The sequence below is a fragment of the Streptococcus mitis genome, assembly GCF_003942695.1.
Taxonomy (GTDB): Bacteria; Bacillota; Bacilli; order Lactobacillales; family Streptococcaceae; genus Streptococcus; species Streptococcus mitis_BD.
Map to the genome: position 1 here is coordinate 162,158 of NZ_RJNU01000004.1, position 13,356 is coordinate 175,513.

Genomic DNA, 13,356 nt, shown 5'->3' on the forward strand with positions numbered 1-13,356 from the left:
AAAGTTTTAGTCCTCGTATAATGGGAAGGCATCTGTCAATTCTTTGACTGCGCTTCTCACTTCTTCTAAAACAGCTTCATTTTCTGCATTCTTAAGGGTTTTAATGATGAGTTCAGCAACTTTACGGCTTTCTTCTTCACCAAATCCACGTGCAGTGATGGCTGCAGATCCGATACGAATACCGCTTGTCTTGAATGGTGACAAGGTTTCGTATGGGATTGAGTTTTTATTTAGGGTAATATTAACTTCATCTAGCAAGTTTTGAGCAACTTTTCCGTTTTCAACAACCTTAGTCACATCAACGAGGAAAAGGTGGTTTTCAGTCCCACCTGAAATGATACGGAAATCAGGATCTTGCAAGAAGACAGATACCATAGCTTTGCTGTTTTTGATAACATTTGCAGCATATTCCTTGAAGGCTGGATCCAAAACTTCTTTGAAGGAAACGGCCTTAGCAGCAACAACATGCTCCAAAGGACCACCCTGAATACCAGGGAAAATAGCTGAGTTGATCTTCTTTGCTAAGTCTTCATCATTGGTCAAAATCAAACCACCACGTGGTCCACGAAGGGTTTTGTGGGTCGTTGTTGTTGTGATATGTGCGTATGGAACTGGGCTTGGGTGAAGACCAGCTGCAACCAAACCAGCAATGTGAGCCATATCGACCATGAGCTTAGCCCCAACAGCGTCTGCGATTTCACGGAATTTTGAAAAGTCGATAATTTGAGAATAGGCTGAAGCACCTGCTACGATTAGTTTTGGTTTTACTTCTTGGGCTTGTTTCAAGATAGCGTCAAAGTCCAAGAGCTCAGTTTCAGGATCCACACTATAAGAAACAAAGTTGTAGGTTTGACCAGAGAAGCTGACAGGAGCTCCGTGGGTCAAGTGACCACCTGCTGCCAAATCCATCCCCATAACCGTATCACCAGGCTCAATCAAGGCCATGTAAGCCGCACAGTTGGCTTGGCTTCCTGAGTGAGGTTGGACATTGGCAAATTTAGCACCAAAAATTTCTTTCGCGCGTTCAATAGCAAGAGTCTCTACCACATCTACCACATCTGTTCCACCATAGTAACGACGTCCTGGGTAGCCCTCGGCATATTTGTTGGTCAAGATAGACCCTTGAGCCGCCATAACAGCCTTGGAAACCACGTTTTCCGAAGCAATCAACTCAATGTTGTTTTGTTGGCGTTCTTCTTCTTTGGCAATAGCATTCCAGAGATCAGCATCGTATGCTTTAAAATCATCTTTGTCAAAAATCATAGGTCTTCTCCTTTATAGTGTAACTGGTCCTTTAGTTTGGTTCTCCAATAAGAAAATAAACTAAAAGATGCGAATAAACCGTTTCTGCATTTTATCACAGGTATAACCAACTTTTTCATAAAATGCATGAGCACCCAGACGATGATCGGCAGAGTTTAAGCGGATAAACCCATAACCTCGTCTTTTTGCTTCTTGATCCAACCCTTGCAGTAAGCTTTTACCGATACCTTGCCCTTGTGCTTGAGGTGAAACTGCTAAGGCTAAGATATTAAATCCTGCTTTGGAATAAAGAGATTCATAAACCTCAGCGTGGACATATCCAAGTAGGACATGACTGGCTGCATCCTCATAGCCAAGTAGAAAATGATGGGAATCTTGAGATAGTCTAGCTAATTGACCAGCCGTGTCCTCTGGACTAAAAGTATAACCCAAAGTCTCTTGGTTGATGTCACAAATGGCTTTCACATCTGTTTCTTGTATATCTCTTAGCATCTCATTCCTCCTCAAAAGAAATCTCTGGCAACTGAGCAAGAATATCTTCTCGCTTAATGGCCCCTTGGCGTAAGATTTTCACCTTGACTCCAGACAAATCCAAAATAGTTGAATCCTGTCCAGTTAGAAAAGCATCATCTTCCAGACCCAGAACCTCTTGGTCAAAATCTTTCAGAATTTCCTGAAAGGTTACTCCACTTGCCTGACCTGAGATATTGGCAGATGGCCCAATCAAGGGACCTGTCTCTCGAATCAAATCAAGCGTAATGGGGTGACTTGGCATCCGAAATCCAACAGTTTCAAGACCAGAATTGACCCAATATGGAACTCTGTCGTTTGCTTCAAGGATAATGGTCAAGGGACCCGGTAAAAAGGTCTCTACAAGTTTTTGTAGATAAGCTGGCTGATTCTTAGAAAAGTGCAAGATATCATCTAAAGAGGCGACATTAAGATTGAGCGCCTTATCTCTAGGACGACGTTTGAGTTGGTAAACATGGTCGACAGCTTTTTCATCTAAGGCCTTAGCAAAAAGACCGTAAACTGTCTCTGTAGGTAGAACGACAGCTCCGCCCTTTTCCAACTCTTGTCTAATCCTGTCCATCATCAGCTACAACCATCCTATCTTGACCAAATTGGTCTTTAAGTGTTCTTACACGTTTTTCAGGAAGATATTTCCTAAAAAGATCGGAAACACTTTGACCTTGCTTGTATCCAATTTCAAGGTAAATCTTACCACCATCTTTGAGATAGTCTTTTGCATCTTCCACAATTCTGCGGTAAATAGCTAGGCCATCCTCATCTGCAAAGAGAGCTAGATGAGGTTCTGAATGCAAAACATTCAAACCGACCTCTGACTCATCTTCACGAGAGATATAGGGTGGATTGGATACAATTATATCATATTTTTCAGAAATTTCTGCAAAACAATCAGATTTTTTAAAAAATATCTGGAAATTCTGAACTTTAGCGTTTTCAGTTGCCAAATCTAGTGCATCCTGTGAAATATCAACTGCTGTCACTGACCAGTCTGGACGATTCTTTGCTAAAGCAAGGGCGATGGCACCACTTCCCGTGCCGATATCCAAGACCTTAAGATTTTCATCAGAATTTTCAGCCAGGATAAGCTCCACCAACTCTTCTGTCTCTGGACGAGGAATCAAAACTCGCTCATCTACTTTTAACTGCATTCCAAAGAAATCTGCGTGACCAATGATATACTGAGCTGGTTTGTGAGCTGCTAATTGCTGGAAAATTTCTTTTAAAAATAATTCTTCCTCTTTTGTCACTTCCTGCTGGAGGGCAAAGACAAAGTCTGTAAAAGAGAGATTTTTTACGCTACGATAGACAAAAGAGAGGCTTTCTGCTTCCTCTCCTTGTCTTATCAACTCTTCTTCAAAATCTGAAAATAATTGAGCTAATTTCATTATTTGTTTAATTCTTCTAATTTCTGTGTTTGGTCATAAAGAACCAAGGCATCCACAACTTCATCCAATTTACCAGACAAAATGGTATCTAATTTTTGGAGAGTCAAACCGATACGGTGGTCTGTGACACGGTTTTGTGGGAAGTTATATGTACGGATCCGTTCTGAACGGTCACCAGTACCAATTGTTGACTTACGCTCAGCGTCTTGTTCATCTTGTGCAATTTGTGCAAAGTGGTCAGCAACACGCGCACGGATGATTTTCATGGCCTTCTCACGGTTCTTCTGCTGGGTACGTTCTTCCTGCATTTCAACCTTGATATTGGTTGGCAAGTGAACGATACGAACGGCTGTTGCAACCTTATTGACGTTCTGTCCACCAGCACCAGATGCGTGGTAGATATCAACACGAAGGTCTTTTGGATCAATATCGTATTCCACTTCTTCTACTTCAGGCATGACCAGGACAGTCGCAGTCGAGGTGTGAACACGACCTTGGCTTTCTGTCACAGGGACCCGTTGCACACGATGGGCACCTGATTCATACTTAAGTTTGGAGTAAACGGATTGACCAGAAACCATGGCAACCACTTCTTTGAAACCACCGACACCGTTCATAGAAGCTTCCATGACTTCGAAGCGCCAGCCTTGTGCTTCAGCATACTTTTGGTACATGGTTAGCAAATCTCCAGCGAAAAGTGCCGCTTCATCACCACCCGCTGCTCCACGAATTTCAAGGATGATATTCTTGTCATCGTTTGGATCTTTTGGAAGGAGCAATATTTTTAGTTTTTCTTCGTATTCTTCTTTTTCAGCCTTGGCATCTTTGAGCTCTTGCTTGGCCATTTCTTCCAAGTCCGCATCTCCTCCAGACTCTTTAATCATCTCTTCGGCATCAACGATGTTTTGAAGGACTTGTTTGTACTCACGGTAGGCTGTTACTGTATCACGAGTTGAAGCCTCTTCTTTGGACAATTCCATGAAGCGTTTGGTATCAGATACCACATCAGGGTCACTGAGCAATTCTCCTAGTTCTTCATAACGGTCTTCTACAGCTTGTAGTTGATCATAGATGTTCATTTTTCTTCATTCTCCTTATTGATTTCAGGGGCAAAATAATGTTTACGGCAAACTGAGATATAGGTTTCATTACCACCAATTTGAATTTGTTCTCCCTCATAGGTAGGCTTCCCATCTAGGGTTCTGAGTACCATAGTCGCCTTTTTCTTACAATACTGACAGATGGTCTTTATTTCGTCAATCTTATCTGCTAATAGCAAGAGGTGTTTGGAACCTTCGAATAGTTCATTGCGAAAATCATTCTTCAAACCGAATGCCATGACAGGGATGTCTAACTCATCGACAACACGAGCTAGGTCGTAAACATGGTGACGTTTGAGAAACTGAGCCTCATCGACCAGCACACAGTAAGGTTTTTTAGGTAGGTCTCGGATATAGCCAAAGATATCCGTCGTTTCCTCAATCGCAATGGCTGGGCGTTTTATGCCAATCCGACTAGATACATAGCCAACACCGTCACGCGTATCCAGAGCTGAAGTCATGATGATAACTCCTTTTCCTTGCTCCTCGTAGTTATAGGCCACTTTTAAAATCTCAATCGTCTTGCCAGAGTTCATGGTCCCATAACGATAATACAACTGTGCCATGCTTCTATTTCACGTCCATTTCTAAATTTTTGCTACATTCTAGTATATCATAATTTTCTGAAGCTTTAAACGGCAAAATGTGGTAAAATAGAAGAAATACAAAACTAGTGGAGGAAGCTATTATGCCATTTGTACGCATCGATTTATTTGAAGGACGCACGCTCGAGCAAAAGAAAGCTCTTGCTAAGGAAGTAACGGAAGCTGTTGTTCGTAATACTGGAGCACCTCAATCAGCCGTTCATGTCATTATCAACGACATGCCAGAAGGAACTTACTTCCCTCAGGGTGAAATGCGCACCAAATAAGCTAGCTTAAGCAGATTTGCTTAGGCTTTTTCAATCCCCAAGTAGCCTCCATTGAAGAAATAGTTTAAATTTGTTACAATTTGAAAAGAAACTTGGAAATACTGCCAAGAAATGAGCTATTAAATAAGGAAACATTATGATTACACGTGAATTTGATACCATCGCTGCGATCTCTACTCCTCTTGGAGAAGGAGCCATTGGAATTGTCCGCTTGAGCGGAACAGATAGTTTTGCTATTGCGCAAAAGATTTTTAAAGGTAAAGACTTAAGCAAGGTTGCTAGCCACACTCTCAACTACGGACACATTGTTGATCCTCAGACAGGAAAGGTTATGGACGAAGTCATGGTTGGGGCTATGAAATCTCCAAAGACTTTCACTCGTGAGGATATTATTGAGATTAACACTCATGGTGGGATTGCGGTGACCAATGAAATTCTCCAGCTAGCTATCCGTGAAGGAGCTCGGTTGGCTGAACCTGGTGAATTTACCAAACGTGCCTTCCTAAATGGACGTGTGGACTTGACGCAGGCTGAGGCGGTGATGGACATCATCCGTGCCAAGACAGATAAAGCCATGAACATTGCCGTCAAACAATTGGACGGTTCCCTTTCTGAACTGATTAACAATACTCGCCAAGAAATCCTCAATACACTTGCCCAAGTTGAGGTCAATATCGACTATCCTGAGTATGACGATGTTGAGGAAGCTACTACTGCAATTGTCCGAGAGAAGACAATGGAGTTTGAACAATTGCTAACCAATCTCCTTAGAACAGCCCGTCGCGGTAAAATCCTTCGCGAAGGAATTTCCACAGCCATCATCGGTCGTCCCAACGTTGGAAAATCTAGCCTTCTCAACAATCTCTTGCGTGAAGATAAGGCTATCGTAACTGACATCGCTGGTACGACACGCGATGTCATCGAAGAATACGTCAATATCAACGGTGTTCCTCTTAAATTGATTGATACAGCCGGTATTCGTGACACAGATGATATCGTGGAACAAATCGGTGTTGAACGCTCTAAAAAAGCCCTCAAGGAAGCTGACTTGGTTCTACTGGTGCTAAATGCCAGTGAACCACTGACTGCCCAAGACCGCCAACTCCTAGAAATCAGTCAGGACACTAATCGCATTATTCTTCTTAACAAGACTGATCTTCCAGAAGCGATTGAAACTTCCGAACTTCCAGAAGATGTCATCCGCATTTCAGTCCTTAAAAACCAAAACATCGATAAAATTGAAGAACGCATCAACAACCTCTTCTTTGAAAATGCTGGTTTAGTCGAGCAAGATGCAACTTACCTATCTAACGCTCGTCACATTTCCTTGATTGAAAAAGCAGTTGAAAGCCTACAAGCTGTTAACGAAGGTCTTGAACTGGGGATGCCAGTTGATTTGCTTCAAGTTGACTTGACTCGTACTTGGGAAATTCTCGGTGAAATCACAGGTGATGCTGCTCCAGATGAACTCATCACCCAACTCTTTAGTCAATTCTGTTTAGGAAAATAAGAAAAATCCATGATCGTTCATTCGGTCATGGATTTTATTGTCTTCATTAATAATCTGGTCTTAGGACACCTGTTACAGTTGCCTTTGTTGCTTCGTAGTCGCCATCTACGACAACCTTGATAATGCGTTTGGCATCTTCTTCTGGTGCTGGAACTAGAGGCAGACGAGTTGGTCCAGCTGCAAATCCCATGTAGTTCAAAACTGCCTTAACTGGTGCAGGACTTGGATAAGAGAAGAGGGCATTAACCTTTGGAATAAACTGACGCTGAATTGCTGCAGCTTTCTTCATATCACTCTTGGCAATGGCAGTAAACATCTCGTGCATTTCATCCCCATTTGTATGAGATGCAACAGAAATAACCCCGTCAGCACCGAGATTCATAGCATGGAAGGCATCACCATCTTCACCAGTATAAATCAAAAATTCCTCTGGCTTGTGTTCAATCAAGTAAGCCATATTTGCCAAACTGGTACATTCTTTAACACCGATGATATTAGGATGGTCAGCCAAGCGAAGCATGGTCTCAGGAGTCAATTCGACAACCACACGCCCTGGAATGTTATAAATGATAATCGGCAAATCTGAAGCATCTGCAATCGCCTTAAAGTGCTGATACATTCCTTCTTGAGAAGGTTTGTTGTAGTAAGGAACAATAGCAAGTCCAGCTGCAAAACCACCAAATTCTGCTACTTCTTTGACAAACTCGATAGAGTCACGTGTGTCATTGGTACCTACACCCGCAATCAAAGGAACACGTCCATTGACAACCTTTTGCACAGCCGCGAAGAGTTGCAACTCTTCATCGTGGGTCAAGGTTGGACTTTCAGCTGTCGTTCCAGCAAGAAGAATGCCGTCTGTGTGATGTGCCAATAAATGTTCAATAAGAGCTGGAATAGCATCAAAGTTAATGGAACCATCCTCATGGAAAGGGGTAACGAAGGCCGTGATGATTTTACACTCTTTTAAATCTTGGTAAGACATGTGAAACACCTCTCTATTTCAAAGAAGGAGTTCATTCGAACTCCTAAACCATTATTTCAATTCAAATTTCAGCTCAGCTGTTGGACGAACCAATCCACGTTCGTGAAGAGTTTCTGCGATCTGTACAGAGTTCCAAGCAGCACCTTTAAGAAGGTTATCTGAAACAACCCACATGTGAATTCCTTTTTCAGCATCCAAGTCCTTACGGATACGTCCAACAAAGGTATCACGTGAGCCGACAGCATTGATGGCTTGTGGATAGATTTGATGAGCTACATCATCTTCAAGAACAGCACCTGGGAAGGCTGAAATAGCTGCTTTCACTTCTTCGATTGGAGCCACTTCTTTTGTTTCGATATAAACTGACTCAGAGTGAGCTGACAAGACGGGAATACGTACACATGTTGCAGACACTGCGATGCTATCATCTTCCATGATTTTCTTAGTTTCCTTGGTCATCTTCATCTCTTCGTAAGTGTAATCATTGTCAGTGAAGACATCGATTTGTGGAAGAGCGTTAAAGGCGATAGGATAGTGTTTCTTGTCACCGCCTGAAGGCAAGATTTCCGCATGCAAATCACGTGGATTCACACCGTCATTCAAGACTTCACGAAGTTCACGTTGTGTTTCAAGAATCGCTCCCATACCAGCACCAGAAACGGCTTGGTAAGTTGAAACGATGATACGGTCCAAGCCCCATTTTTGACGAACAGGTTCAAGCGCCACCATCATTTGGATTGTTGAACAGTTCGGGCAGGCAATGATTCCGTTATGAGCATCAAGTGCATGAGCATTGACCTCTGGGACAACCAAAGGTACGTCTGGATTTTGACGGAAATAAGATGTATTATCCACTACTACTGCTCCAGCTTTAACTGCGTATGGTGCATACTTAGCTGATGTAGAACCACCAGCTGAGAAGAGAGCAATATCAACACCCTCAAAGGCTGTCTCAGTCGTTTCCTCAATCGTAATATCTTGGTCTTTAAATTTCAATGCCTTACCAGCTGAACGTGCAGAAGCAAGGTAACGGATTTTATCGATTGGAAGTGTTGATTCTTCCAACATTTTTATCATCTGAGCTCCGACAGCACCTGTCGCGCCGACTACAGCAACTGTATATCCCATAAATAACCTCTTTCGGAATTTTCTAAAAATTTCTATAATAGAAGTATTATACTACTTTTTCTAAAAATTGAAAAGCATTTTTGGGTTCTATTTTCTGAAATTAAAAATCCCTAGTCATTGACTAGGGACTAAGAGGCATCTTCATGTGATGAGCAGGTTCACACAACTCATCAAGGTCCGCTCCTGCGTTATGACCTCCTTATGCTCAATAGTAGTCCGAAGACTACCTATCGACTCATCGCAACTACTATTCTACTAGATAGAGTCACTTTTGTCAACAGCCAAAACGTTTTAACTTCATTTATACAGGCAGATAAGAAAAACCTTGGTCTCCCAAGGTCATTTCGTTTCTATCATGCTAATTGCCGGGATTGAACCGGCGACCTCATCCTTACCATGGATGCGCTCTGCCAACTGAGCTAAATCAGCTTACCTAAAAAGTATACTATAGTTCTATGTTCTTGTCAAGCGCTCTCTTTTAATTTTATAGAATGAAAAAAGCTAGATTTGGCAAGTATCTAGCTTATAGACTTCTTATTTTGTTAGATCGATTCGCTGTCCCAGTTTATTGATCAAAATCGCACCTACGATAAGTGATGCAAACTCACCAATTCCAGTAGAGAACCATGTAAAGAAGAATGGAGCCTCTGCAACGATATGAAGTTCAGCTGCAATGGTAATCATTGAAATGGAGAAGAGGATTGAAAAGAAGAAATGATCTTTACGAATCAAACCATTGAACAAATAGTCATTTTTGTATTTGCTAAAGAGCCATACACCTAGACTTAGGAAAAATAGGGTAGAACCTCCACCAACAAAGACATCTATTAGACCAAAGCTAAAGAAATTAGCAATCATACATCCAATCGTCACACCGATGATATATTTAGGATTGTAAAAGGCCAAGAAATTCATCATCTCTGAAATACGGAACTGGTAGGCACCGTAACTAATGGCATTAAGGGGTGGGGTGATGGTCAAAACCACATAGATAGCAGCGACAATAGCAATATCTGCCATATCACGAACAGTTAATTTTTTCATGTTTTCTCCTTTAACGGTTTCCCGCGTAAAATATGCTTGGTGAAAGAAGCTAAGCACCAAGGGTTGAGATTATCAACCTTATTAGTATAGCATATTAGCCAGCTTTATGCTATACTAAAATCATGAAAAGACTAATAAAAGCTTTCTTTGATAACGAGATTCTCTCCTACCTATTTTTTGGTGGTGCTACTACTCTAGTATCTATCCTATCACGTTTGTTTATCTACCATATCAGTCACCAGGAAATCCTCGCAACTGCACTCGCAAACCTTATCGGTATTCTCTTTGCCTTTCTCACAAATGATACAATCGTCTTTAAACAAGAGAGAAGGAACTGGCCGACTCGCCTGGCTAAGTTTTTCTTAGCTCGTCTCTCTACTCTTGGTCTTGACGTTCTTTTAACTTATATCTTTGTTACATCTTATCCCGATATTATCGGGCAATTTGTCAACGGTCAACTAGATCAGGTTAATGCCATCGAAACGCTAATTGCGCAGGTTTTGATTATCATTCTTAATTATATTTTTAGTAAAATATACGTTTTTTATAAATAAAATGGATGTCATTAAGCATTAAGGTTGCAATATTTAGGTATTTCAGGTACAATTAAGATTAGTTTTTGAAAGGAAATTATGAAAATGTTAAAAGATCTTAAAGAATTCTTGCTTCGCGGTAATGTCGTTGACCTCGCTGTCGGTGTGATCATCGCCTCTGCTTTTGGTGCTATCGTTACTTCATTTGTTAATGACATCATCACTCCACTCCTATTGAACCCAGCCTTGGAAGCTGCGAAAGTACAAAACATCGCTGAGCTTGCATGGAATGGTGTTACATATGGTAAATTCTTGAGTGCTATTATCAACTTCCTTGTTGTAGGTACTGTTCTCTTCTTCGTTATTAAAGCTATGGAAAAAGCTCAAAACCTTCGTAAGAAAGAGGAAGTGGTTGAGGAAGCACCTGCTGCTCCAACTGAACTTGAAGTTCTTCAAGAAATCAAAGCTCTTCTTGAGAAAAAATAAAACAATTAAAGGATCTAGCTTCATGCTAAATCCTTTTTTCTTTAGTCTTTCGGCAACTTACCAGCCTTTTCTAGCATTTTCTTAATCAAGTAAGGCATCTTCACATTTTCACGACCTTTTTTCTCAATCAGTTTTTTGACAAATTCTGGCATCTGAAGGTTATCTGTCTCCTCCATAATATCCTTAGTAGTGGCTGACGGAGCTAGCTCATCAAAAGTTTCTTCTTCTGGGAGAAATTCCTTAAATTCTTTGTGTTCATTGGCTCTTACAGTAGCAACTAAAGCGTCAATTAAACGGCTATCCGTATTGGGCATAGGTGGGCGATGGTAGGTGACACCTAATTCTTGACACAACTCATAACATTCCACATCATTATCAAACAAGACTTCGATGTGCTCACTGATAAAACTAATCGGGACAAAAATATAATGCTCGGGATGTTGCTTTTGTTCTCGTAAATATTCTAAAACATCTGGCTTGATCCAAGGGATTCCAATATCGCTTTCGCTCTGCCAAGTATTGGTATACTGGTCGGCTGTTAGGACGAGTTGTTCAGCAATTAGCTTGCTATTATCAAAAATCTGATCGATATAAGGATCTCCATAATCCAAGGCAAAAATGGGGACGCTATGGGCTGAAAAGATCACCTTGAAAGATTCTTCTCTTACATCGTCTCGTAAAATTTTGTTAATCTCATCTGTCCAAAAGTCCAGCAAAGCCTGTTGTTGATACCAATCCTTAATGACTAAAAATCGGATCTGCTGGCTTTCCAGAAACTTCTCATACCCCATGACTGAGTAAAAGGAATAATGAGGTTCTAAAATCAAGCAAATACATTCTTCAACACCATCAGCCTCCATCTGCTTGATCACATCAGGGATAAAGGGGCGAGAAAATTTGTTAGCAAAGTAGATGCCATACTCTTCTCCTAACCGTTCCTTGACTAAACTGACCTCATCACGTGTAATCCTCTGCAGGGGCGTACCACCTATACGAACATAATTGTCATAAAGAGTCTGAATCTCGTGATCCTTGGGTCTGATTCCACGACGAATATTGGTAAAAAAATCCGCTACACTCTCAAATGTAATCTCTTCCGGCGAACCGAATGTCATCATTAAAATTGCTTTTTTCATTGATATGTCCTTGTGATGTTTTTTTCAATTACCATTCTACCATGAAATATATAATAAATAAACGCTTTCATTCATTTTTTTTATTTACTTCTCTTTGTCTTTCTCTCCATTCTATGATACAATGAAAAAAATGATATTAAAGGAGTTTTTATGACTTATCCCAACCTTTTAGATCGTTTCTTGACCTACGTTAAGGTCAATACGCGTTCTGATGAACACTCTACTACTACTCCAAGTACGCAAAGCCAGGTAGATTTTGCGACCAATATTCTTATTCCTGAAATGAAACGTGTTGGTCTGCAAAATGTTTACTACCTCCCAAATGGTTTTGCCATTGGTACCTTACCAGCAAATGATCCCAGCTTGACACGCAAAATTGGGTTCATCTCCCACATAGATACAGCTGACTTTAATGCTGAAGGTGTGAAGCCGCAAGTTATCGAAAACTATGATGGTGGAGCTATCGACTTGGGTGATTCTGGATTTAAACTCGATCCTGCTGATTTCAAGAGCCTTGAGAAATATCTAGGCCAAACCCTTATCACAACTGACGGCACAACCTTGCTGGGCGCTGATGACAAATCAGGTATTGCTGAGATTATGACTGCTATTGAATATCTGACTGCTCACCCTGAAATCAAGCATTGTGAAATCCGTGTTGGTTTTGGACCAGATGAAGAAATCGGTGTCGGTGCCAATAAGTTTGATGCAGATGACTTTGATGTTGATTTTGCCTATACTGTTGATGGTGGACCACTAGGTGAACTTCAGTACGAAACTTTCTCAGCAGCTGCTGCTGAACTCCATTTCCAAGGCCGCAATGTCCATCCTGGTACCGCTAAAGGTCAGATGGTCAATGCTCTTCAGTTAGCAATTGATTTTCATAATCAACTTCCTGAGAATGACCGACCTGAACTGACAGATGGTTACCAAGGTTTCTATCATCTTATGGATGTGTCAGGTAGTGTCGAGGAGGCGCGTGCAAGCTACATCATTCGTGACTTTGAAAAGGATGCCTTTGAATCTCGTAAGGAAGCCATGCAGGAGATTGCTGACAAAATGAATCAAGAGCTTGGAAATAATCGAGTAACCTTGACTCTGACAGACCAGTACTACAATATGAAAGAAGTCATTGAGAAAGATATGACGCCCGTTACCATTGCTAAAGCTGTTATGGAAGATCTTGGAATCACGCCAATTATTGAACCAATTCGTGGTGGGACAGACGGTTCTAAGATTTCCTTTATGGGAATTCCAACTCCTAATATCTTTGCAGGTGGTGAAAACATGCATGGACGTTTTGAATACGTCAGCCTTCAGACTATGGAGCGTGCAGTGGATACCATCATTGGCATTGTATCTTATAAAGACTAAAAAAGACGAGGTA

At 41.2% G+C, this 13,356-nt stretch carries 15 protein-coding genes, 1 tRNA gene and 1 riboswitch; of the genes, 5 read left to right on the forward strand and 11 right to left on the reverse strand.

All coding sequences use genetic code 11. From position 1 onward, the window contains the following. Positions 1 to 6: 6 nt before the first annotated feature. From glyA to D8852_RS04760, 6 genes are read right to left on the reverse strand one after another with little or no spacing between them, the layout of a single operon-like run. Complete coding sequence (gene glyA / locus D8852_RS04735; RefSeq protein ID WP_125425522.1) at positions 7 to 1,263, reverse strand: serine hydroxymethyltransferase; 1,257 nt, start codon at positions 1,261 to 1,263, stop codon at positions 7 to 9. Positions 1,264 to 1,323: 60 nt separating this feature from the next. Next, positions 1,324 to 1,755, reverse strand: coding sequence for a GNAT family N-acetyltransferase (locus tag D8852_RS04740; protein ID WP_125425520.1), 432 nt, complete (start codon positions 1,753 to 1,755; stop codon positions 1,324 to 1,326). Between the two features lies 1 nt (position 1,756). Beyond that, complete coding sequence (locus D8852_RS04745; protein WP_185755580.1) at positions 1,757 to 2,359, reverse strand: L-threonylcarbamoyladenylate synthase; 603 nt, start codon at positions 2,357 to 2,359, stop codon at positions 1,757 to 1,759. Then, positions 2,343 to 3,179 (reverse strand): peptide chain release factor N(5)-glutamine methyltransferase, encoded by an 837-nt coding sequence (gene prmC / locus D8852_RS04750; RefSeq protein ID WP_125425516.1) that lies wholly within the window; start codon positions 3,177 to 3,179, stop codon positions 2,343 to 2,345. Before prmC ends, D8852_RS04745 begins: the two co-directional genes overlap by 17 nt. Beyond that, entirely contained in the window at positions 3,179 to 4,258 is a 1,080-nt protein-coding gene (gene prfA / locus D8852_RS04755; RefSeq protein WP_001028815.1) for a peptide chain release factor 1, read from the reverse strand. The genes prmC and prfA overlap by 1 nt, the downstream gene beginning before the upstream one ends. Then, positions 4,255 to 4,845: a thymidine kinase gene (locus D8852_RS04760; protein WP_125425514.1), complete on the reverse strand. Its 591-nt coding sequence runs from the start codon at positions 4,843 to 4,845 to the stop codon at positions 4,255 to 4,257. The genes prfA and D8852_RS04760 overlap by 4 nt, the downstream gene beginning before the upstream one ends. Before the next feature lie 122 nt (positions 4,846 to 4,967). Here D8852_RS04760 and D8852_RS04765 point away from each other — a divergent pair, with 122 nt between their 5' ends. Both D8852_RS04765 and mnmE read left to right on the forward strand, forming a co-directional pair. After that, complete coding sequence (locus tag D8852_RS04765) at positions 4,968 to 5,150, forward strand: 4-oxalocrotonate tautomerase (protein ID WP_001117401.1); 183 nt, start codon at positions 4,968 to 4,970, stop codon at positions 5,148 to 5,150. 136 nt (positions 5,151 to 5,286) lie between these two features. Next, a complete protein-coding gene (mnmE, locus tag D8852_RS04770; protein ID WP_125425512.1) occupies positions 5,287 to 6,660 on the forward strand; it encodes a tRNA uridine-5-carboxymethylaminomethyl(34) synthesis GTPase MnmE in 1,374 nt (457 codons plus the stop codon). Between the two features lie 46 nt (positions 6,661 to 6,706). Here mnmE and dapA read toward each other — a convergent pair whose 3' ends face one another. The 4 genes from dapA to D8852_RS04790 all read right to left on the reverse strand — a co-directional run bounded on the left by dapA (position 6,707) and on the right by D8852_RS04790 (position 9,814). Next, on the reverse strand, positions 6,707 to 7,642 hold the full coding sequence (gene dapA / locus D8852_RS04775; RefSeq protein ID WP_125425510.1) for a 4-hydroxy-tetrahydrodipicolinate synthase: 936 nt from the start codon (positions 7,640 to 7,642) through the stop codon (positions 6,707 to 6,709). A gap of 51 nt (positions 7,643 to 7,693) precedes the next feature. Further along, complete coding sequence (locus tag D8852_RS04780; protein WP_125425508.1) at positions 7,694 to 8,770, reverse strand: aspartate-semialdehyde dehydrogenase; 1,077 nt, start codon at positions 8,768 to 8,770, stop codon at positions 7,694 to 7,696. Positions 8,771 to 9,126: 356 nt separating this feature from the next. Further along, positions 9,127 to 9,199 (reverse strand) — tRNA-Thr (locus tag D8852_RS04785). Between the two features lie 105 nt (positions 9,200 to 9,304). After that, entirely contained in the window at positions 9,305 to 9,814 is a 510-nt protein-coding gene (locus D8852_RS04790) for a QueT transporter family protein (protein ID WP_125425506.1), read from the reverse strand. Further along, a riboswitch (PreQ1 riboswitch) is annotated at positions 9,812 to 9,908 on the reverse strand. Its footprint overlaps the gene before it by 3 nt. A gap of 28 nt (positions 9,909 to 9,936) precedes the next feature. Between D8852_RS04790 and D8852_RS04795 the strand changes: the two genes are divergently transcribed. Together D8852_RS04795 and mscL are read left to right on the forward strand one after the other, a co-directional pair. After that, positions 9,937 to 10,368, forward strand: a complete 432-nt coding sequence (locus tag D8852_RS04795; RefSeq protein WP_125425504.1) for a GtrA family protein — start codon at positions 9,937 to 9,939, stop codon at positions 10,366 to 10,368. A gap of 84 nt (positions 10,369 to 10,452) precedes the next feature. Beyond that, complete coding sequence (gene mscL, locus D8852_RS04800; protein WP_000910206.1) at positions 10,453 to 10,833, forward strand: large conductance mechanosensitive channel protein MscL; 381 nt, start codon at positions 10,453 to 10,455, stop codon at positions 10,831 to 10,833. 41 nt (positions 10,834 to 10,874) lie between these two features. Here the strand turns inward: mscL and hemH are convergent, their stop codons facing one another. Next, the gene (hemH, locus tag D8852_RS04805; protein WP_125425502.1) at positions 10,875 to 11,969 is read right to left on the reverse strand and encodes a ferrochelatase; all 1,095 of its coding nucleotides are present in this window, start codon (positions 11,967 to 11,969) and stop codon (positions 10,875 to 10,877) included. A gap of 150 nt (positions 11,970 to 12,119) precedes the next feature. On the opposite strand from hemH, the gene pepT reads away from it, so the two are divergent. Further along, positions 12,120 to 13,343: a peptidase T gene (gene pepT, locus D8852_RS04810; RefSeq protein WP_125425500.1), complete on the forward strand. Its 1,224-nt coding sequence runs from the start codon at positions 12,120 to 12,122 to the stop codon at positions 13,341 to 13,343. Positions 13,344 to 13,356 lie beyond the last annotated feature (13 nt).